This window comes from Nocardioides sp. YIM B13467, from assembly GCF_042788075.1.
Classification (GTDB): domain Bacteria; phylum Actinomycetota; class Actinomycetes; order Propionibacteriales; family Nocardioidaceae; genus Nocardioides.
Window position 1 is genome coordinate 2,923,497 of the sequence record NZ_JBHZPJ010000046.1, and the last position, 19,280, is coordinate 2,942,776.

Here is a 19,280-nt window from a genome sequence, read left to right on the forward strand (position 1 = left end):
CCTCAGGCGTCAGCAGCGGCCGCGGTGAGGGTCACCAGGCACCAGCGGGAGGCGCGCTTCTGGACCGTCGCGGGCGCCTCGCCGGCCTTGCCGGTGAGCTCGCAGGAGAGCCAGGCGTCGCCGAAGAGGCCGCGGTGGACCACCTTCGTCTGCTTCTTCGCGTCGGTGCAGGTGAGGGCGACCGACGGCTTCCCGTACGCAGGGGTCGACGCGGCCTTGCAGCCCTTGGGCACGCTCTTGGTCATCTGCGTGGCCCAGTCCAGGGTGACCGGCGGCGCGAAGACCCAGGCCCGCGCCGAGGTGGCCGAGTTCTCCGGCCCGGTCCAGATGCAGCCGTACTCCTGCGCGACGTCGTTGACCTCGCCCGAGATGGCGGTCTGGTCGCCGTCGCCGTAGGCCTTCTTCTCGGCGGCGGCGCCGCCAAGGGCCTCGGTCGCGTCCTCGGTCGCGACGCGGTCACAGAACGCGCCGCGGCGTACGTGCATCGTGGTCGTGTCCGTGGTGCTCAGGTCGCCCTTCACCTCGGCGACCTCGGGCTCGTCGTCTTTCAGGGTGAGTACGCCGACCCCGACCGCGATCGCGGTGAGGACTACGGCACCGATGAGGATCCGGACTGCAGAGCGCACGCCGTCAGAGTACAGGGGCAGGTATCTCCGAGCCGAAGTGCTGAGCCCACCACCGTTGCACTACCCTCGGTGCGGTGATCCGCTTCGAGAAGGTCAGCAAGGCCTACCCAGGGCAGGCGCGCCCCGCCCTCAACAGCCTTTCGATCGACATCCAGAAGGGGGAGTTCGTCTTCCTCGTGGGCCAGTCCGGCTCGGGGAAGTCGACGGCGCTCAAGCTGATGCTGCGCGAGCAGCGCCCGACCACCGGCCGGGTCTACGTCGCCGGCAAGGAGATCAACCGGCTTGCCGGCTGGAAGGTGCCGCGGCTGCGCCGCCAGGTCGGCACGATCTTCCAGGACTTCCGCCTCCTGGCCAACAAGAACGTCGCCGAGAACGTCGCCTTCGCGATGCAGGTGACCGGTCACTCCAACCGCGAGATCCGGGAGCGCGTCCCGGAGACGCTCGAGCTGGTCGGTCTCGACGGCAAGGGCGACCGGATGCCCGACGAGCTCTCCGGTGGTGAGCAGCAGCGCGTGGCCGTCGCCCGCGCGTTCATCAACCGGCCGATGATCCTGATCGCCGACGAGCCGACCGGAAACCTCGACCCCGGCAACACCGTCGGCATCATGCGCCTGCTCGACCGCATCAACCGGTCCGGCACCACGATCGTGATGGCGACCCACGACGTCCAGATGGTCGACCAGATGCGCAAGCGCGTCATCGAGCTCGAGCACGGCCACCTCGTACGCGACCAGGTCCAGGGCGGCTACGGAGCCCAGTTCTGAGGCTTCGGCTTCTGAGCCGGCACCCTCGCCTTCGACCAGGTTCCACAACCCAGAAAAGGTTCCTCGACCCGCCATGCAGCTGCGCTATGTATTCACCGAGCTCCGCCAGGGGCTACGCCGCAACCTGTCGATGCACGTCGCGGTGGCCCTGACGCTGCTCGTCTCGCTCACCCTCGCCGGCGTCGGCCTGCTGCTGCGTGAGCAGGCCCAGCTGACCGAGGAGGTCTGGGGCGACGAGCTGCAGATCACCTTCTACATGTGCAACGGCGCCAACGACCGTAACCCGCAGTGCGCGGGCGCCGTCGACGACAGCCAGAAGAAGGTCATCACCGACGCCCTCGACGACAACAGGTACGTCGACAAGATCGAGGAGGAGAGCCAGGAGCAGGCCTACGAGCGGCTGCAGGCTCTCGACGTCGAAGGCGTCAGCGGTCCCGACCCGGTGGTCAAGTCCAGCGACATGTGGGAGTCCTACTGGGTCACGATGACCGACCCGCACCACTCCGCCGAGATCATCGAGGCGGTCGCCGGCCTGGACGGCATCGACCACGTCGGAGACGTCCACGAGGTCACCGGTCCCATCCTCGCCGCCGTCGACGGGCTGCAGAGCGCGGCGCTGGTCGGCGCGATCGTGCTGGTGATCGCGGCGCTGCTGCTGGTCGCCAACACCATCCGGCTGGCAGCGTTCGCCCGCCGCCGTGAGATCGGGATCATGCGACTGGTCGGTGCCTCGACCCTCTACATCGCGCTGCCGTTCCTCCTGGAGTCGCTCGTGGTGGCCCTGGTCGGGATCGGGCTGTCCGGGATCGCGCTGGCTGCGGTGATGTACTTCGGCGTCGAGCAGCGGCTCTCGTCCACCGCGGTGACCCAGTGGGTCGGCTGGGAGGAGTTCTTCAGCTCCTTCGCGGTCGTCGCGATCCTCGGCATCCTGCTGACGCTCGTCCCGACACTCCTGCTCACCCGCAAATACATCAAGGTCTGATCCGGATCCCCTACCGTCGAGCCGTGCACGCCTTCCCCCGTGCCGGTTCGCTCGCCGCTGTGCTCTGCTGCGCCGTGGTGGCTGCCGTGCTGCTCTCGCCCACCCTTCCCTCCTCCGCCGACGAGAAGGACCGCCTCGAGCAGGAGCAGCGCGAGGTCCAGCAAGACCAGAAGGCCGCCGCCGAGGATCTCGAGCACTCCAGCGCCGGCCTGCGCAAGGCGTCGGCGACGTACGCCGCGGCCCGGAAGAAGCTCGACCAGGCCCAGACCCGTCTCGATGAGCTCAACGCCAAGCTGGTCGAGGTGCAGGCCGCGCACGACAAGCTCGAGGCAGAGCTCGCCGAGCAGAAGCTGCTGCTCGCCGAGGCGAAGCGGGAGCTCGCCGAGGGCCAGGCCGAGGTGAAGGTGCAGCGCGAGGAGATGCGCGACGCGATCCTGACCCGGTTCACCGGGGGAGACCCGCAGCTCGCCCAGGCGGCGGCCCTGCTCTCCGGAGGCTCCCTCGAGGACCTGATGCGCCAGCAGACGTACGTCGACGCGGCTTCCGCGGGCCAGGACGCCACCCTCCAGCGGATGGAGGCGACCGAGACGATGCTCGTCGTCCGTGAGGGCGAGGTGCAGGAGGCGACCGACGCGATCGCGGCCAAGGAGAAGAAGGCCCGGCAGCTGGTCGCCGAGGTCGACTCGCTCCGGGACCAGGCCGCCGCGGCCCACGCCGAGATGTCCACGCTGGCCGACCAGGCAGCCACCGCGAAGCAGTCGGCCGAGGCTGCCCGGGCGGCGGACGCCGCCGAGCTGCGCAAGCTCGAGGCCGAGGAGTCGGCGCTGCGTACGAAGATCCGGTCGCTCGCCTCGGCGGGCTCCGGCTCCGACCGCAACGTCGGGTCGGTCGGCGGGCTCTTCGGGCCGCCGGTGACCGACACCTACGTCACCTCGCCCTACGGCATCCGCAAGCACCCGATCTACGGCTACGTCTCGCTGCACAACGGCACCGACTTCTCCGCACCCTGCGGCCGCCCGCTGCTCGCCGTCGACTCGGGGCAGATCATCTCGACCTCGTACTCCAGCGTGTGGGGCAACCGCCTGCACCTGTATCTCGGCAAGGTCAACGGGCACTCCTACACCGCCGTCTACAACCACATCTCGAGCTACGCGAGGACCTCAGGGTCCGTCGGGCGCGGTGAGACCGTGGCGTACGCCGGGACCACCGGCTGGTCCACGGGCTGCCACCTGCACTTCACGATCCTGCGCGACGGCACTCCGGTCGACCCGATGCCGCTGCTCGGCTGAGTTCGGGCGGCTGACGGCTAAACGTTTCGCGGTCATGACCTTGCGCCTGAGAGAATGGAGGAATGGCGAAGGAGCAGGGGCGCAAGATGATCGCGCAGAACAAGAAGGCGCGGCACGACTACCACATCGAGGACACCTACGAGGCCGGCATGGTCCTGCAGGGCACCGAGGTGAAGTCGCTGCGTGAGGGTCGCGCCTCCCTGGTCGACGGCTTCGTCGACATCGACCGTGGCGAGGCCTGGATCCACGGGATCCACATCCCCGAATACCTCAACGGCACCTGGACCAACCACTCCGCCCGTCGCAAGCGCAAGCTCCTCCTGCACCGTGCCGAGATCGACAAGATCGAGCGCAAGGTCTCCGAGAAGGGCCTCACCGTCGTCCCCCTCGCCCTCTACTTCCTCGACGGCCGCGCCAAGGTCGAGATCGGCGTCGCCAAGGGCAAGAAGTCGTGGGACAAGCGCAACACCATCGCCGAGCGTACGGCCAAGCGCGAGGCCGAGGTCGAGGTCGGCCGCAAGCTCAAGGGGATGAAGGGCTGACCGCCTTCCTGCGAGGAAATAACCGAGTGGGGAATGTTCGCAGGGGACTGTAGTGTTGTCCTGTTGCCTGGTTGCAGGCGTTGAAAACTCAAAAGGGGCTGATCGGTTTCGACTTGGGACGTTGCTCCCAGGGGAAGCGGGTCGAGGAGCCAGCGTCATCTCGTAAACGATCGCTGGAAACCAATAACTGCCAACGCTAAGCGCAGTTCCTTCGCTCTCGCCGCCTGACGCGGTGATCGAAGCGTCTGACCGAGTATCCGTCTCCGGCTCGGATCCAGGCGTCATCTAGGAGACTCAACCTCATGCACATGCCGACGGGGCATGAGGGACATCTAGTCGGCTGAGCCTGTCGGGGACGTGTCTGCGTCGAGCCCCGGGGATGAGAGAACGCCACCCACAGACTGCACCCGGAGAAGACCTGGCACGGCGCTCGAGGACCGGGGTTCGATTCCCCGCAGCTCCACAAACCTTTGGCCGACGTGTGCCCTCCATCGGAGGGCCACGTCGGTTTGTCATTTACGGGCGACGCTCCGCGTCGCGGCGGGGGAGATCCCCCGCACCCCCTTAGTTCCGCGTAGTGGTGTTGTGCGCGCGGTGGCGAACCCTAGGAGTGCCAGTCACACCAAACGTGACTGGCACTCCTAGGGTGGTTGGGCGTAAGTGAACGGATCTGGGTGTGATGTGGCCGCGGGCTACTTCACTCATGTTCCGCGGCGTGAACGCCGTCTGACCTTGACGTCACCCAGGAGTGCAACCAGGTCCAGGTGCTCCTTGAGAAGGTGCAGAAGCTCAGGGCCTTCGATGAGCTGGATCCGACCGTGGCGGGCTGCGTAGGCGTGAGCGTCTGGTCCGAACCCCGATGTCGTCACCACGACTCCACGAGCCGCTCGTTTGTCGTCCATCGTGCCGGCCAATGCACGTACGGCGTCCATGGGCACTGTGTTGCGATAGCGCTTGGCCTGGATGACACAGACGCCGCCCATGATCGGATCCTCGTTGACGGCGATCGCGTCCACGCCGTCGTCTCGACTCGCCTGGGTCACCCAGGACTTGAGCCCTCTGGCTTCGAAGAGACGCTTGACGAGGTGCTCGAACTCGTACGGAGGCATCTCGACGAGCACAGGTCGCGAGTCGAGCGGAGTTGCAGCGTCCTGGACGTCAGCGATCTTGTACTTGGACAGATCGGGATCGAAGATGGGGCGAACCGGTTCCAGGTCCCAGGGATGCTGTGAGACCAGTGCGTTGAGATGCCTCAGACACAACGCAGGGTCGAGTTCGTCGAGAATGAGCTCCTGGAACTGGTCGCGGGTGGTGATGACGCTCACTAGGCAGGGATGTTCCGGCTGGCCAGTTGCTTTGTTCTTGGTTGAGACATGACCGTTGATCGAGACCTCATTGAGGATCTCGGGCGGCATCAGTCGAAATGCCTCGTGCATCGTGAGCAACGCGAGCTGGGCAACGAGATTCGCGTAAAGCCCACGGATCTCCTTGTCGGGTCGAAGCTTCGAGGTGATCTCGTCGCGAGACTTCACGTAGTTGAACTCCCGCTCTGGAGGGATGACCTCGAAGCTCGGCAGGTCACGATTGATCAGCAAGCGGCGATTCTCGGGGAGGTATGCCACCTCTACCCTGTCCGGCAGCCCGTCGGGCAGTGGGACGGTGTCCAGTTGTGGGCGTACATACTTCTCAACCGCGTCAGCTGCGCCGGCAAGCACCAACTGCTCGAGCTCATGGACCTCGGCGTTGTGCTTCCGTACGTCGCGCTGGCGTTGTTCCTCGGCGCGGGCGTGCTTCGCATGAGCATCGGCCAAGGCCTCTTTCCGTGAGGCCTCGTTCCCCTGATGAGCTTCTTGTGCCGCGGCGAACTCGGTTCGCGCATCGGCCACCTTCTGCTCGTGCGCGCTCCTGAACAGCTTGCCGAAACCGGTCGGCGCAGATGGCTCGTACTGCGTCCACTGTGGTGGAGGTGCGGGCGTCCCCAACTCGACTGGTGGGGCGAACTGCGTCGGCACATACGTGCGCCGAAGGCTCTCGAATCCGGTCGGGCCGGTGTCTTTCACCCCGTTGGCGAGTAGTTTGCTCAGCTCGTCGACGCGCACCTGAACTGCACGCGTGCGCGACGCTGCCTCGGTCAGTTGCTGCTGAACATGGAGCTCGGCCTGCTCGCGAGCCGCCTGCTTCTCCGCTCGATCGCGCTCGCGCGCAGCCTTCTCCGCCTCGCGATCCTGCTGCCTCTTCCAGCGGATCGCCTCTTGCTCGGCACGCTGGTTCAGTCGCTCGCGCTCGGCGCGCCCACCCTGGTTGCTTGCCACTATCGACTCCCGAGATCTGGTAATCCCATCGGTCATTTCAGAGTAGCGACGCAGCGCTTCCGGGATAGTGAGTTCCCGAAGTTCACCCGTCAGATCGGAAGACTTCCGGTTGTTCATCTCCCTGGCGGGATGACTTCTCTTGCGTGCGCGATAGGGTTGTGAGGCGTACGTCACATGGAGGTAAGGATGTTCGAGGAAGGACAGCTCTACTCACCCGTCACCGTGGGCGAGGATGGGCAGGTCGAGGTGCATCTGGGGGACAACCACCCCGGGTTCGCAGACCAGGACTACCGGGCACGGCGGAGCGAGATCGCTGCCGCGGCGCTGGGTTGGAAGCCGGGGGACGCAGTGCCCCGGATCGACTACACCGAGACGGAGAACGAGATCTGGCGCACGGTGTGCCGTGAGATCGCACCGCTGCACGCGAAGTACGCCTGCCGCAACTACATCGCGGCCGTGGAGGCTCTCAACCTCCCGCAGGACCGGGTGCCGCAGCTCGACGAGGTCAGCGCCGGACTGAAGCCGCTGACCGGCTTCGAGTACGTCCCGGCCGCGGGGATCGTCCCGCTGGAGGAGTTCTACGGGAGCCTGGCCGACGGGCAGTTCCACTCGACGCAGTACCTGCGTCACCACGCCGTGCCGCTCTACACCCCTGAGCCCGACATCATCCACGAGGTGATCGGCCACGGGAACCTCCTCGCCGACCCTCAGGTCGCCGAGGTCAAGCGCCTGGCCGGCGCCGCCGCGCGTCGCGTCCAGACCAGGGAGGCGCTCCAGGTCGTCGCCGACGTCTTCTGGTTCACGATCGAGTTCGGCGTGCTGTACGAGGACGGTGACATCAAGGCCTACGGGGCAGGGCTGCTCTCCTCCTACGGCGAGATCGAGGAGATGCACGAGGTGGAGGTGCGTCCGCTCGACTTCGCCCAGATGGCGACGGTCGACTACGACATCACCCACTACCAGCCGGTGCTCTTCGCGGCGGAGTCGTTCAGTCACATGGTCGACGAGGTCGGCAACTTCTTCGCGACCTGCGACGACGACACGCCACAGCGTCTCGGCGCCGTCTAGACCGTTTCGACCAGTTCCGAGGCGTTAGCCTCGGAAGATGATCGATGGCTACCGCAACCGCGCGCTGGAGGTGGCGCTCGCCGCCGCCGACGCCGACGCGGTCGGTGCCGCGCTGCGTACGGGGCAGGTTGTCGTTCCCCAGCTCGACGAGGCCCGGATCAGGGTCTTTCCCGGGGATCGCGGCAACCGGCCACCGTACGAGGCGATGCTCTTCTCCTCCCAGGAGGCGCTGGAGACCTTCCTCGCCGAGGACACCCGCCGGCGCGCGCAGCTGCGCAATGCCGACGGGCTGCGGGAGTTCCTGACCGCCAACATCGAGGAGATCGCGTACGTCACCTTCGACCCGGCCGGGCCGAACCGGTTCCGGGCGGGCATCAAGGACGTGCTCAAGGCGATCGGCCCCAAGCCGCACGTCGACCTGCGGCTGCCGAAGGCGCAGGAGTGGTACGTCGTGGACATGTCCGACGAGGACGTACGCGACTACCAGCTCGCCGACCTGGCCGCCAAGGTCCTCCCGAAGGTGCAGCGGTCCAGGGTCGAGCAGCCCGACTGGACACGGTGGATGGCTGCCGCCAAGGATGCGGCCGTCGAGCAGGGCGCCGCGTTCCTGGCCTACTGGCTGCAGCGGGTCGGGCGGCGCCCGGCTGGGCTGGCCGTCGCGCTGAGCCGGCCGGCTCCGTTCGGCGTGGTACGGCACCCGCTGCAGGCCGAGACGACGACCGTGGGGGAGCGGTGGGTGGCCTCGCCCGACCGGCTCTACGAGTCGCGGCTGATCTACTCCTTCCCGCACCCCGACCTCGCCGACTTGGCCCTGCCGACCGTCGACCTCGTGGTCGCGACGCTCTCGTGGGGAGATGAGTCGTGAGCGTGAGCTGTGTCTTCTGCGACGTCGTCGCCGGTGAGCTGGCGGCCGAGGTGGTCTTCGAGGACGAGGGCTTCCTGGCGTTCCTCGATCATCGGCCGGTGCAGAAGGGCCACATCCTGATGGTGCCCAGGCAGCATCTCGCGACGCTGCTCGATCTCCCGCCTGACCTGCACGAACGCTTCGTCGCCAACGCCCAGCGCCTGGCCGCCGCGGTCGTGGACGGGCTCGGCGCCCAGGGCAGCTTCGTCGCGGTCAACAACGTGGTCAGCCAGTCGGTCCCACACCTCCACCTGCACGTCGTCCCCCGCACCCGTGGGGACGGCCTCAAGGGCTTCTTCTGGCCCCGCCACAAATACGGCGAGGGCGAGCAGAAGGAGTACGCCGACCGGCTGCGTGCCGTGCTGGGCTGACTCCGGGCTGAGTTCACCGAGGCGTACGGCTTCGGCCATCAAGGCGTCGAGGCAAGGTCGGCGGCGACCGATTCACTCGAGATCAGTTGTTGTCCACTGATCCGGGGAGTGCGCAATGTCGCTGTCGTCCGTCGCGTCCAAAACCTTCACCTCAGCATTGGCCGGCGTCGCGCTGGCAGCAGGCACGATGATCGTTCCGGTGGCGGTCAACGCCGTCGAGGCCAACCGGGCCGACGACATCACCGTCACCGCTCACCGTGGGGCGAGCGCGTACGCACCCGAGAACACCCTCGCGGCCTTCGCCGCAGGCATCGAGCAGCGAGCCGACTGGATCGAGTCGGACGTGCAGGCCACCAAGGACGGCGAGCTCGTGCTGATGCACGACACCACCTTGTCGCGCACCACCGACGTCGAGCAGCGCTTCCCCGGCCGCTCGCCGTGGAACGTCCAGGACTTCACCCTCGCCGAGATCAAGACGCTGGACGCCGGCTCCTGGTTCGGCGAGAAGTACGCCGGCGAGCCGGTGCCGACGCTGAGGGAGATGGTCGAGCAGGTGCGGCCGACGCGGTCCGGGATCCTGATGGAGCTCAAGTCGCCGGGGCTCTACCCGGGCATCGAGAAGAAGGTCGCGGCCGAGTTCGACTCGTTCCCCGGCTACGTGGCCGCCGCGGTCGCCGCCGGCCGCCTCGCCGTGCAGAGCTTCGACTTCGACTCGATGAAGACCTACAAGAGCATCCAGCCCGAGGTGCCGGTCGGCCTGCTCGGCACCCCGGCCTACGCCGATCTGGACAGCTATACCTGGGCCGACCAGATAAACCCGCACTTCGGCTCCTTCGACGCGGGCTACGTCGCCCGGGTGCACGCGCTCGGGATGCACATCCACTCCTGGACGGTCAACGACGCCGCCACGATGAGCTCCGTCCTGGACCGTGGTGTCGACGGCATCATCACCAACAACCCCGACGTGCTCCGTGAAGTGATCGCAGGGCGGCGTACGCCGTCCCTGGACTTGGGCGATGCCGCCTGAGTCGCTTCGGCAGATCGTCACGCCGCGTTCACCGCACACCGGCCCCGGAGACTCCCGGGGCCGGTGTGATCTGGGCATGATCACGCTGAACCCCACTCGCATGCGTACTCTCGCGCTTGCCGCCGCCGCGGCGCTCGCCGCCGGGACCGTTCTGGTCTCGCACCCCGCCTCCGCGACGGCCACCGCCACGACCGCCGTCCAGGCGGCCAAGCACAAGCACGCCGACCCGATCGTCTTCGGTCACCGCGGTGCCTCCGGCTACCGGCCCGAGCACACCCTGGCGGCGTACGACCTGGCCATCCAGCAGGGTGCCGACTTCATCGAGCCCGACGTGGTCTCGACCAAGGACGGCGTGCTCGTCGCCCGCCACGAGAACGAGATCTCCGGCACGACCGACGTCGCCGACCGCCCCGAGTTCGCGGCGCGGAAGACGACCAAGACGATCGATGGCAAGGCGCTGACCGGCTGGTTCACCGAGGACTTCACCCTCGCCGAGCTGAAGACGCTGCGCGCCAAGGAGCGCATCCCGGGCGACCGCCCGGCCAACACCGCGTACAACGGCCTCTTCGAGGTGCCGACCTTGGACGAGGTGCTCGACCTGGTCGATGCCAAGGAGGCCGAGACCGGCCGCACCATCGGCGTCGCCCCGGAGACCAAGCACCCGACGTACTTCGACTCCATCGGTCTCTCGCTGGAGGAGCCGCTCGCGAAGAGCCTCAAGCGCCACGGCCTCGGTGGAAAGCGCGCCGCGGCGGTCATCCAGTCCTTCGAGGTCAGCAACCTCAAGGACCTCAACCGCATGGTCGGCACGCCGCTGGTGCAGCTGATCGACTTCGGCGGCGCGCCCTACGACCAGGTGGTTGCCGGGACCGGCGTGACCAACGACTACCTGGTCACCGACAGGGGTCTGCGAGGCATCAAGAGGTACGCCGACCAGGTGGCGCCCTACAAGTACTACTTCATCCCGCGCAACGCGGATGGCACCCTGGGTGAGCCGACCGACCTCGCCGCCCGCGCCGAGCGCGTCGGGCTGCCGACAGTCATCTGGACCATGCGCGCCGAGAACAAGAACCTCCCGGTCGAGTGCCGCAAGGGCACCGACCCGATCGCGATCGGCGACCTGGCCTGCGAGGTCGGTCCCTACCTCGACGCCGGTGTCGACGCGTTCTTCACCGACCACCCCGACCTGGGCGTCGCCGCGCGGGACGCCTGGCTGAAGAATCGGTAGAACCTACCAATCAGTAGACACCTCGCGACATGACGTACGGCCCTCGCTATTGTCGGCGGGGGCCGCACGTGTTCGTGGGCCCGGTCACAACCAAAGGAGTTTGAGTCATGGGTCGTTTCGACGGACGCGTCGCAGTCATCACCGGTGCAGCGCGCGGGATCGGTTTCGGAGTCGCCACGCGTTTCGCCGAGGAGGGTGCCTCGGTCGCGATCATCGACCTCGACGAGGCCGCCGCCGCAGAGGCCGCCGCCAAGCTTCCGCTGGCCGAGGGTGCCAAGTCGGTCGGCATCGGCGCCAACGTCGCCAAGGCAGAGGACACCGAGGCCGCGGTCGCCCGCGTCGTCGAGGAGCTCGGCGGCCTGCACATCCTGATGAACAACGCCGGCATCACCCGCGACAACCTGCTCTTCAAGATGACCGAGGACGACTGGGACCTGGTCATGAACGTCCACCTCAAGGGCCACTTCCTGATGTCGAAGGCCGCGCAGGCGGTCTTCGTGAAGCAGAAGTACGGCAAGATCATCAACGTCTCCTCCACCTCGGCCCTGGGCAACCGCGGCCAGGCGAACTACTCGGCCGCCAAGATGGGCGTGCAGGGCTTCACCCGCACCCTCGCGCTCGAGCTCGGCCCGTTCGGCGTCAACGTGAACGCCATCGCGCCGGGATTCATCGCCACCGAGATGACCGACCAGACCGCGGCCCGCCTCGGGCTCGACGTGGACGAGTTCCGCAAGCTCTCGGCCGACGCCAACCCGGTCAAGCGCGTCGGCGAGCCCGCCGACATCGCCGCCGCCGCGGCCTTCCTGGCCAGCGACGAGGCCTCCTACATCACCGGCCAGACCCTCTATGTCGATGGTGGCGCCACCGTCGCCTGAGTCCTTCGAAGAAGGAACCCCGGGCGCGGGCCGGTTGACCGCAACGATTACCGTCTGACACTCGTCTTGGTACTGAGCCGATTCAGATGGAGATTGATGATGCGTACGTCCCGCCCGGGGTTCCTCCTGCGAGCAGCGGCGACGCTGACCGCCGCGGGTCTGGTCCTGACCGGCTGTGGGTCCTCGGAGGAGCCGACGGACGCGAAGCCGTCGCCGTCCGCACCCGCTGAGCCCGACCACGAGCCGCTGACGGGCGTCGAGCTCCCCGAGGGGCAGACCGCCGCACGCAAGCACCCCGCCTACATCGTCAAGATCGACAACACCGCGGCCAGCGACCCGCAGTACGGTCTCGCCAAGGCGGACATGGTCGTCCAGGAGCTGGTCGAGGGTGGCGTGACCCGGTTGGCCGTCGCGTACTACTCCCAGCTTCCGAAGGAGGCCGGTCCGGTCCGCTCGATGCGGGCGACCGACGCGGGGATCGCCGCGCCGATCAACGCCAAGATCATGACCAGCGGCGCGGCGCCGTACACCTTCGCGCAGCTGAAGAAGCACGACATCTCGTGGATCGACATGTCCACCCCCTACGTCGTACGCGACACCAGCAAGCCCCACGACTTCCTGCACAGCGTGGTCGGCAAGGTCGCGAAGGCCGGCAACGCGGCCGCGAAGGACGGCAAGGCGAAGCGGCCCGGCGACTTCATGCCCTGGGGCGACGCGACCACCGAGCTGACCGGTGGCAAGCCCGCCAAGGCTGTCGACGTGAAGTTCTCCCAGGCGCGCACGGACAACTGGGTCTTCAAGGGCGGCAAGTACCGCCTGCAGAACAACTACATGTCCAAGAGCGGCCAGTTCCTCGCCGACACCGTCGTGGTCGCGCAGACCAAGACCACCATCGCCCCCTACAAGGACCCGGGCGGCGCGATCGTGCCGGTCTCCCACTTCACCGGCCGGGGCAAGGCGTGGATCATGCGCGCCGGCCAGATCGTCGAGGCGACCTGGGTCAAGAAGGGCGAGAAGGGTGCGGTGACGTTCACCGACGCCAGCGGCGCCGCGATCGAGATCCCGCCGGGCAAGGTCTGGCTGGACCTGATCCCGAAGGGCAACGGCCAGGTCGAGCCCGGTGGCGTGATCGTCAAGTAGTGCCCAGAGATCGGGCTCTCAGCGCATGTCCTCGACCTTGACGCCCTGCTTCGCCAGGGTCTGGACCCCGGTCAGCAGGTAGGTCACGGCCAGCTCGATGCGCTCGGCCGCGTCCTCGGGATCGCTGGCCTCGGTGACGGACTCGCCGGCCGCCGACATCGCGCCGAAGAAGAGCCGGGCGAAGGTCGCGACCATCTCGTCGTCGACGGTCCGGTCACCGGCCCGCAGGACGGCGGCGACGATGTCCTCGACGACGGTGAAGGTGGAGCGTTCCTCCTGCTCGCGGTAGCGCTGGTAGCCGAGGACAGCGGGCCCCTCCTGCACGACGATGCGGCGGTAGGTGGGCTGCTGGACGGCCTCCAGGAACGTACGCAGCCCGGCCCGGGCCTGCTCCCAGGGGTCCTTCGTCTCGCGCATGGCGGCGTCGATGCTCTGCGCGGTGGCGGCCTCGACCTTCTCGAAGACGACCTCGTAGAGCGCCTGCTTGCCGCTGAAGTGGTGGTAGAGCGCGCCCTTGGTGACCTCGGCTCCGGCCACGATGGCGTCCAACGAGGTGCTCGCGTAGCCGTGCTCGGTGAAGAGTCTCTCGGCGACCTCGACGAGCGTCTTCTTGGTCGAGGCGGAGAACTGCTGCCTCCGTGACATCCCCGGCACCGACGGAAGCGGAGGAACCTTGGGGACGAGCTTGCTCACGGACGACTTTGCCACTCGTCCACTCTAACGGCCGTGTTCGGAATCACCGTCCCAGGTGTTGGCCATACCGTCGGTATGTCCAATACTATAGGTACGTACTCACGGTATGTGAGTGCTCACCTTCCGCAAGGAGCCGACAAATGAGCTGGACCAGCCATCACAAGCGCGGGGAGATCCTCCGCGGCGTGGTCGCCGTCATCGACGAGCGTCGAGACGGTCTGCTGCCCATGGACCTTCCCGGCGTCACCGAAACCTTCACCGACGAGCTCGACCTGCTCGCCGCCCTGCAGCTGCGCTGGCACACCCGTCTGTCGGGCCGCATCGAGAGCGAGCTCGCCGCCCAGCCGATGGACCTCGAGGACGCCGTCGTCCGGGCCTGGCACGGCGCCGCCGACGACCTGCCCGGCATCCGCACGGTCCTCGATCGCTATCACGCGCTTCCCGTCGACGAGGCGATGGCCACCGCGCTCGCCAAGTCGCAGGCCAAGGAGCACCTGACCCTCGCGGTCATGGCCGGCCGCGGCGCCTTCGCCGACGCCGAGTGCGTCCGTCTCGGCTCCATGATCGAGGCGCGTGCCCGTGCCGAGTACGTACCGGCCGTCGAGGTCGTCGAGCGGGGGCCCTTCGCCGGCCTCGTCGACATGTTCCGAGCGGTCCGCTCGGCAGCCTGAAGTCACCTACGGGCCGCCTGACCAGGCCCCGGGTGCCGGTGCGCTCCCTCCGCGGACTCCCTCCGCACCTCCCTAAGTGCCGGCCCCGGGGCCTTTCCTGTCTCGTTCCGATCGGCGTGGATTGTTGGTTTCTTGTTGCGGGTGGCGTGACCGAGGTGGTGCGATCATGGCGTCATGACGGAGCAGAAGGACGTACGCGCCGGGCGGCTGCTGGTAGCCACCCCGGAGCTTCGTGATCCCAACTTCGTCGACACCGTGGTGCTCTTGATCGAGGTCAACGACGAAGGCGCGCTCGGCGTGGTGCTGAACCGTCCCTCGCCCGTGCCGGTCGCCGAGGTGCTGCACCCGTGGGCGACCTCCGTCGCCGATCCCGACGTCCTCTTCCAGGGTGGCCCGGTGAGCAAGGACTCCGCGATCGCGGTCGCGCTGCTGGTCGACTCCGACGACCCACCGCTGGGCTTTCGGCCCGTGGTGGGCCGCCTCGGGCTGCTCGACCTCGACACGCCCGTCGAGCTGGTCGACGGCACCTTGTCGCGGCTGCGCATCTTCGCCGGATACGCCGGCTGGGGCGCGGCTCAGCTCCAGGGTGAGGTCGACGAAGGGTCCTGGTATGTCGTCGACGGCGAGCCGTACGACTCCTTCCTCGACGACGTGAGCTCGATGTGGGCAGCGGTGCTCCGGCGCCAGCCCGGTGAGCTGGCCTTCCACGCCACGCGACCGCCCGACCCCGAACTGAATTAGCGGGCTAGTAAGGTTGGGGGCATGGGCATCCTGGGATTCGGCACGAAAGAAGCCGTCAAGGAACGGGAGGACATCCGCGAGCAGGACGTCCCCACCGAGGAGGGTGACCACGACCGCTACTCCCACTACGTGGAGAAGGACAAGCTGACCGAGGCGATGGTCATGGGCACGCCCGTGGTCGCGCTGTGCGGCAAGGTGTGGGTGCCGAGCCGCGACGGGTCCAAGTTCCCGGTCTGCCCCGACTGCAAGGAGATCTTCGAGGGGATGCCGCCTAGCGGTGGCGAGGGCGACGACGAGTGAGTCGCGCCGATCTTCCTGGCGCACTCACACCCGCGTGGCCCAACAAGGCTGCTTGGGGAACTGCGACCAAGCTGCGCGCTTGGCAGCAGGAGGCGCTGTCCAAATACCTGTCCGAACAGCCCCGTGACTATCTCGCCGTCGCGACGCCCGGCGCCGGGAAGACGACCTTCGCGCTGACCGTCGCCGCCGAACTCCTCGGCCGCAGGCTGATCGACCGGGTCACCATCGTCGCGCCCACCGAGCACCTCAAGGTCCAGTGGGCCGAGGCGGCCGCGCGGGCCGGGATCGCGATCGACCCGACCTACTCGGCCGGGCAGGGCAAGACTTCGGCCGACTATGTCGGGATCGCGGTGACGTACGCCGGGGTGGCGGTCAACCCGCTCGCGATGCGGATCCGCACCGAGCGGTTCAAGACGCTGGTGATCCTCGACGAGGTGCACCACGCCGGCGACGCGCTCTCGTGGGGCGAGGGAGTCCGGGAGGCCTTCGAGCCGGCCGCACGGCGGCTGGCGCTGACCGGCACGCCGTTCCGCTCCGACACCAACCCGATCCCGTTCGTCACCTACGCACCCGGCGAGGACGGGATCCCGCGCTCGGCGGCCGACTACACCTACGGCTACGCCGAGGCGCTGCGCGACCACGTCGTCCGGCCGGTGCTGTTCATGGCCTACTCCGGGCAGATGCAGTGGCGCACCCGGGCCGGCGACGAGATCGCCGCCCACCTCGGCGAGCCGTTGACCAAGGACCTGACCTCGCAGGCGCTGCGGACCGCGCTCGACCCGGCCGGATCATGGATCCCATCCGTGCTCGCGGCCGCAGACAAGCGCCTGACCGAGGTGCGGCGCCACGTTCCGGACGCGGGCGGGCTCGTCATCGCGACCGACCAGGACTCGGCGCGCTCCTACGCCAAGACGCTGAAGACCATCACCGGGCAGAGCGCAACAGTGGTGCTCTCCGACGAGAAGGCCGGCTCGAAGAAGATCGCCAAGTTCTCCGAGTCCGACGACCGCTGGATGGTCGCGGTCCGGATGGTCTCCGAGGGTGTCGACGTGCCCCGGCTCGCGGTCGGGGTCTACGCGACCACCACCTCGACGCCGCTCTTCTTCGCGCAGGCGGTGGGTCGCTTCGTACGTGCTCGTACGCGGGGCGAGACCGCCTCCGTCTTCCTGCCGTCGGTCCCGAACCTGCTCGGCTTCGCCTCGGAGCTGGAGCTGCAGCGCGACCATGTGCTCGGCAAGAAGGTCACCAGCGAGGATGACATCTTCGCCGCCGAGGACGCGCTGATGGCCGCGGCCAACGCCGAGGAGGGCGCATCCGAGGAGGAGCTGGGGGCCTGGGAGGCGATGGGCTCCGAGGCGCGCTTCGACCGGGTGCTCTTCGACGGCGGCGAGTTCGGCCACTCCGGCGAGGTGCACGTCGGCTCCGAGGAGGAGATGGACTTCCTCGGCATCCCCGGGCTGCTCGACGCCGACCAGATGAGGACCGTGCTCCAACAGCGGCAGAGCGACCGGGCGCGCAAGCAGAAGTCCGCGTCGGCCTCGGCGCCGGTCGCGGCCGACGAGCCCGTGGCCGCGGTCGCCGCCCACGAGCAGCTCGCCGTGCTCCGCCGCGAGCTCAACGGCCTGGTCGCCGCCTGGCACCACCGCACCAAGACGCCCCACGGGGTCACCCACAACAGGCTCCGCAAGGAGTGCGGCGGCCCGCCCGCCGCGGTCGCCAACGCCGACCAGCTCAAGGCCCGCATCGACACCCTGCGCGACTGGGCCGCGCGCGGCTCGGCCTGATCTTCGGCGAGTCGGCCCGTCCTGACCGAAATTCCCGCCGAGTCGGCTCGTCAAGACGAGCCGACTCGGCGTCGGAACTGGTCAGGATGAGCCGACTCGGCGGGAGGGTCGAGGAGTCGGGCACACTGTCTGTCGTGAGAACGCGATGACAGCGCTGGAGATCGCCGTGACGTCGGTGGCAGGCGCGCTCGCCGCGCGTGCGGGCGGGGCGAACCGGGTCGAGCTCTGCTCTGCCCTCGAGGTCGGTGGCGTCACGCCGTCGCAGGGGTTGGTCGAGGGAGCCCTCGACGAGGTCGGTGGCGTCGACGCCGATGACGGCTGGCAGGGCGTCCACGTGCTCGTCCGGCCCCGGCCCGGCGGGTTCGTCTACTCCGACGAGGAGCGCGACCTCCTGCGACGCGAGGTCGAGACGGTCCTGGAGGCCGGAGCCGACGGGATCGTGATCGGCGCGCTCACCCCGCACGGGGAGCCCGACGTGGAGCTGGTCCGGGCGCTGGCGGATGCTGCCGCTGCGTACGAGGCGACGGTGACGTTCCACCGGGCGATCGATCTCAGCGCGGACCCGGTCGCGGCGATCCGGGCGCTGGACGGCGTGGTCGACCGGGTGCTGACCTCAGGTGGCGCGCCGGCCGCCGCGGCAGGGGCCGCGACTCTCGCCGAGATGGTCGCGATCGGCGGACCGGACGTACTGGCCGGAGGTGGCGTGACCGTCGACGCGATCGAGGCGCTCGCGGCGCTCGGCGTCGAGGGTGTGCATCTCTCCGCCAAGCGACGGGTCGTCACGTCCGGCCGGGTGGCGCTGGGAGTCGCCGACGACGGTGGGCACTGGGCGACCGATGCCGACGTGATCGCCGCAGCGGCCGCCGCCTTGGCCTAGGCCGGGGAGTCGCCCTCGACCAGGTCGCGCAGCAGCGCCACGGCGCCCTCGAGATCGGCCTGGGTGCGGTGATGCGACTCCAGCCGCTCGGCGATGAGGTGGGAGATGCGCTCACGTACGTCGGCGAGGTCGGCGCGGCCGGCGTCGGTGAGGGTCACCAGGCTCGCCCGCGCGTCGGCTGGGTTGGGCTCCTTGCTGACCAGGCCGGTCTCCACCAGCTGGGCGATCTGGGCCGACATGGTCGGCTGCGAGCAGCCGTCGGCGCGGGCCAGGTCGGTGATGCCGAGCGGTCCGATGGCGTCGAGGATCGTGAGGACCCGGACGCTGGCCGGAAGGTCGAGCGCCCGGCGGACCAGGCGCATGAGCCGAGCCGCGTAGACGACGAGGTCGCTGGAGAGGTCCAGGGTCTTCGCCGAGGCCGTGGGCGTCGCCGAAGCGGAGCCCGAGGCGGTCGGGGCTTCCGAGGGAAGCAGCTGCTGTGAAGGCATCGATCGGAATCCAGAGTTGGGGGTTGCGGCGCGGTGAACGGGTGGAGACTATCTGAGAATGACTACGGAACGGCACACCTGGATCGCGTTCCTGCGCGCCATCAACCTCGGTGCGACCCGGAAATTCCCGAAACAGGCGATCTCCGCCGCCGTGGTGAGGGCGGGCGGAACCGACGTCGAGACCTACATCAACACAGGCAACGTACGCTTCGACCACCCGGTCGGCGACCGGACCGAGATGGAGGCGATCCTGGAGGAGGCCTTCGCGGCTGACCGCTTTTTCGAGGTTCCCACGATCTGCGTGACGCCTGCTGAGCTGAAGGTGATCGCCAACGACGCCGCGGCGGTCGGGATGGGGCACGAGGGCAAGCAGTTCGTGTTCCTGTGCAAGGAGCTCACCGACTCCGGGTCCCGGGACGCTCTGGTCGCTCGGGCGGGGGAGGGCGAGCGGGTCTATGTCATCGGCCGCGCCGTGCACCTGCTCACCGAGAGCTTCCAGCAGACGAAGATCACCAATGCCGTCGTCGAGCGCCACATCGCCATCAGCACCAACCGCAACATCAACGTGATCCGCACGCTCGCCGACAAGTGGGCCTGA

21 protein-coding genes and 1 other RNA gene are annotated in these 19,280 nt (G+C 68.3%); 18 read left to right on the forward strand and 4 right to left on the reverse strand.

Annotation, left to right across the window (positions count from 1 at the left end; all coding sequences use genetic code 11):
• Window positions 1-2: 2 nt before the first annotated feature.
• A complete protein-coding gene (locus tag ACFX43_RS21105) occupies window positions 3-626 on the reverse strand; it encodes a hypothetical protein (RefSeq protein ID WP_378834268.1) in 624 nt (207 codons plus the stop codon).
• 74 nt (window positions 627-700) lie between these two features.
• Here ACFX43_RS21105 and ftsE point away from each other — a divergent pair, with 74 nt between their 5' ends.
• From ftsE to ssrA, 5 genes are all read left to right on the forward strand, one after another.
• Window positions 701-1,390, forward strand: coding sequence for a cell division ATP-binding protein FtsE (gene ftsE, locus ACFX43_RS21110; protein WP_008358693.1), 690 nt, complete (start codon window positions 701-703; stop codon window positions 1,388-1,390).
• 73 nt (window positions 1,391-1,463) lie between these two features.
• Window positions 1,464-2,372, forward strand: a complete 909-nt coding sequence (gene ftsX / locus ACFX43_RS21115) for a permease-like cell division protein FtsX (RefSeq protein WP_378834274.1) — start codon at window positions 1,464-1,466, stop codon at window positions 2,370-2,372.
• A gap of 23 nt (window positions 2,373-2,395) precedes the next feature.
• Window positions 2,396-3,661, forward strand: coding sequence for a murein hydrolase activator EnvC family protein (locus ACFX43_RS21120; RefSeq protein ID WP_378834278.1), 1,266 nt, complete (start codon window positions 2,396-2,398; stop codon window positions 3,659-3,661).
• A gap of 62 nt (window positions 3,662-3,723) precedes the next feature.
• A complete protein-coding gene (smpB, locus tag ACFX43_RS21125; protein WP_378834283.1) occupies window positions 3,724-4,203 on the forward strand; it encodes an SsrA-binding protein SmpB in 480 nt (159 codons plus the stop codon).
• A gap of 94 nt (window positions 4,204-4,297) precedes the next feature.
• Window positions 4,298-4,669: a transfer-messenger RNA gene (gene ssrA / locus ACFX43_RS21130) on the forward strand.
• Between the two features lie 235 nt (window positions 4,670-4,904).
• Here ssrA and ACFX43_RS21135 read toward each other — a convergent pair.
• Window positions 4,905-6,632: a restriction endonuclease gene (locus ACFX43_RS21135; protein ID WP_378834288.1), complete on the reverse strand. Its 1,728-nt coding sequence runs from the start codon at window positions 6,630-6,632 to the stop codon at window positions 4,905-4,907.
• A 69-nt stretch (window positions 6,633-6,701) separates the two neighbouring features.
• Between ACFX43_RS21135 and ACFX43_RS21140 the strand changes: the two genes are divergently transcribed.
• The 7 genes from ACFX43_RS21140 to ACFX43_RS21170 all read left to right on the forward strand — a co-directional run bounded on the left by ACFX43_RS21140 (window position 6,702) and on the right by ACFX43_RS21170 (window position 13,128).
• Window positions 6,702-7,583: a phenylalanine 4-monooxygenase gene (locus ACFX43_RS21140; RefSeq protein ID WP_378834291.1), complete on the forward strand. Its 882-nt coding sequence runs from the start codon at window positions 6,702-6,704 to the stop codon at window positions 7,581-7,583.
• Window positions 7,584-7,620: 37 nt separating this feature from the next.
• A complete protein-coding gene (locus tag ACFX43_RS21145; protein WP_378834294.1) occupies window positions 7,621-8,448 on the forward strand; it encodes a hypothetical protein in 828 nt (275 codons plus the stop codon).
• A complete protein-coding gene (locus ACFX43_RS21150; protein ID WP_378834298.1) occupies window positions 8,445-8,858 on the forward strand; it encodes an HIT family protein in 414 nt (137 codons plus the stop codon). The genes ACFX43_RS21145 and ACFX43_RS21150 overlap by 4 nt, the downstream gene beginning before the upstream one ends.
• A gap of 115 nt (window positions 8,859-8,973) precedes the next feature.
• Window positions 8,974-9,885, forward strand: a complete 912-nt coding sequence (locus ACFX43_RS21155; RefSeq protein WP_378834307.1) for a glycerophosphodiester phosphodiesterase — start codon at window positions 8,974-8,976, stop codon at window positions 9,883-9,885.
• Window positions 9,886-9,961: 76 nt separating this feature from the next.
• On the forward strand, window positions 9,962-11,113 hold the full coding sequence (locus ACFX43_RS21160) for a glycerophosphodiester phosphodiesterase (RefSeq protein WP_378834309.1): 1,152 nt from the start codon (window positions 9,962-9,964) through the stop codon (window positions 11,111-11,113).
• A 107-nt stretch (window positions 11,114-11,220) separates the two neighbouring features.
• Window positions 11,221-11,988: an SDR family NAD(P)-dependent oxidoreductase gene (locus ACFX43_RS21165; RefSeq protein ID WP_378834314.1), complete on the forward strand. Its 768-nt coding sequence runs from the start codon at window positions 11,221-11,223 to the stop codon at window positions 11,986-11,988.
• Between the two features lie 99 nt (window positions 11,989-12,087).
• Entirely contained in the window at window positions 12,088-13,128 is a 1,041-nt protein-coding gene (locus ACFX43_RS21170; protein ID WP_378834318.1) for a DUF3048 domain-containing protein, read from the forward strand.
• A gap of 18 nt (window positions 13,129-13,146) precedes the next feature.
• Here ACFX43_RS21170 and ACFX43_RS21175 read toward each other — a convergent pair whose 3' ends face one another.
• Window positions 13,147-13,836 (reverse strand): TetR/AcrR family transcriptional regulator, encoded by a 690-nt coding sequence (locus tag ACFX43_RS21175; RefSeq protein WP_350664140.1) that lies wholly within the window; start codon window positions 13,834-13,836, stop codon window positions 13,147-13,149.
• Between the two features lie 125 nt (window positions 13,837-13,961).
• On the opposite strand from ACFX43_RS21175, the gene ACFX43_RS21180 reads away from it, so the two are divergent.
• The 5 genes from ACFX43_RS21180 (at window position 13,962) to ACFX43_RS21200 (ending at window position 18,194) form a co-directional block, all read left to right on the forward strand.
• Window positions 13,962-14,492: a hypothetical protein gene (locus tag ACFX43_RS21180; protein WP_378834322.1), complete on the forward strand. Its 531-nt coding sequence runs from the start codon at window positions 13,962-13,964 to the stop codon at window positions 14,490-14,492.
• 174 nt (window positions 14,493-14,666) lie between these two features.
• Complete coding sequence (locus ACFX43_RS21185; RefSeq protein WP_378834325.1) at window positions 14,667-15,233, forward strand: YqgE/AlgH family protein; 567 nt, start codon at window positions 14,667-14,669, stop codon at window positions 15,231-15,233.
• Between the two features lie 21 nt (window positions 15,234-15,254).
• A complete protein-coding gene (locus ACFX43_RS21190; RefSeq protein WP_160024715.1) occupies window positions 15,255-15,533 on the forward strand; it encodes a DUF3039 domain-containing protein in 279 nt (92 codons plus the stop codon).
• Window positions 15,530-17,317 carry a DEAD/DEAH box helicase gene (locus ACFX43_RS21195; protein ID WP_378834328.1) on the forward strand — a complete coding sequence of 596 codons (1,788 nt, stop codon included), beginning with the start codon at window positions 15,530-15,532 and terminating at the stop codon, window positions 17,315-17,317. The genes ACFX43_RS21190 and ACFX43_RS21195 overlap by 4 nt, the downstream gene beginning before the upstream one ends.
• 145 nt (window positions 17,318-17,462) lie before the next feature.
• Entirely contained in the window at window positions 17,463-18,194 is a 732-nt protein-coding gene (locus tag ACFX43_RS21200) for a copper homeostasis protein CutC (RefSeq protein WP_378834330.1), read from the forward strand.
• Here ACFX43_RS21200 and ACFX43_RS21205 read toward each other — a convergent pair.
• The gene (locus tag ACFX43_RS21205; RefSeq protein ID WP_378834333.1) at window positions 18,191-18,682 is read right to left on the reverse strand and encodes a MarR family winged helix-turn-helix transcriptional regulator; all 492 of its coding nucleotides are present in this window, start codon (window positions 18,680-18,682) and stop codon (window positions 18,191-18,193) included. The genes ACFX43_RS21200 and ACFX43_RS21205 overlap by 4 nt on opposite strands.
• Window positions 18,683-18,740: 58 nt before the next feature.
• Between ACFX43_RS21205 and ACFX43_RS21210 the strand changes: the two genes are divergently transcribed.
• The gene (locus tag ACFX43_RS21210) at window positions 18,741-19,280 is read left to right on the forward strand and encodes a DUF1697 domain-containing protein (protein ID WP_378834336.1); all 540 of its coding nucleotides are present in this window, start codon (window positions 18,741-18,743) and stop codon (window positions 19,278-19,280) included.

Coding starts and splice junctions, on each gene's coding strand:
- ftsX (WP_378834274.1), top strand. CDS start 1,464: ATGCAGCTGCGCTATGTATTCACCGAGCTCCGCCAGGGGCTACGCCGC.
- smpB (WP_378834283.1), top strand. CDS start 3,724: ATGGCGAAGGAGCAGGGGCGCAAGATGATCGCGCAGAACAAGAAGGCG.
- ACFX43_RS21135 (WP_378834288.1), bottom strand. CDS start 6,632: ATGAACAACCGGAAGTCTTCCGATCTGACGGGTGAACTTCGGGAACTC.
- ACFX43_RS21140 (WP_378834291.1), top strand. CDS start 6,702: ATGTTCGAGGAAGGACAGCTCTACTCACCCGTCACCGTGGGCGAGGAT.
- ACFX43_RS21145 (WP_378834294.1), top strand. CDS start 7,621: ATGATCGATGGCTACCGCAACCGCGCGCTGGAGGTGGCGCTCGCCGCC.
- ACFX43_RS21155 (WP_378834307.1), top strand. CDS start 8,974: ATGTCGCTGTCGTCCGTCGCGTCCAAAACCTTCACCTCAGCATTGGCC.
- ACFX43_RS21160 (WP_378834309.1), top strand. CDS start 9,962: ATGATCACGCTGAACCCCACTCGCATGCGTACTCTCGCGCTTGCCGCC.
- ACFX43_RS21165 (WP_378834314.1), top strand. CDS start 11,221: ATGGGTCGTTTCGACGGACGCGTCGCAGTCATCACCGGTGCAGCGCGC.
- ACFX43_RS21170 (WP_378834318.1), top strand. CDS start 12,088: ATGCGTACGTCCCGCCCGGGGTTCCTCCTGCGAGCAGCGGCGACGCTG.
- ACFX43_RS21180 (WP_378834322.1), top strand. CDS start 13,962: ATGAGCTGGACCAGCCATCACAAGCGCGGGGAGATCCTCCGCGGCGTG.
- ACFX43_RS21185 (WP_378834325.1), top strand. CDS start 14,667: ATGACGGAGCAGAAGGACGTACGCGCCGGGCGGCTGCTGGTAGCCACC.
- ACFX43_RS21190 (WP_160024715.1), top strand. CDS start 15,255: ATGGGCATCCTGGGATTCGGCACGAAAGAAGCCGTCAAGGAACGGGAG.
- ACFX43_RS21200 (WP_378834330.1), top strand. CDS start 17,463: ATGACAGCGCTGGAGATCGCCGTGACGTCGGTGGCAGGCGCGCTCGCC.
- ACFX43_RS21205 (WP_378834333.1), bottom strand. CDS start 18,682: ATGCCTTCACAGCAGCTGCTTCCCTCGGAAGCCCCGACCGCCTCGGGC.
- ACFX43_RS21210 (WP_378834336.1), top strand. CDS start 18,741: ATGACTACGGAACGGCACACCTGGATCGCGTTCCTGCGCGCCATCAAC.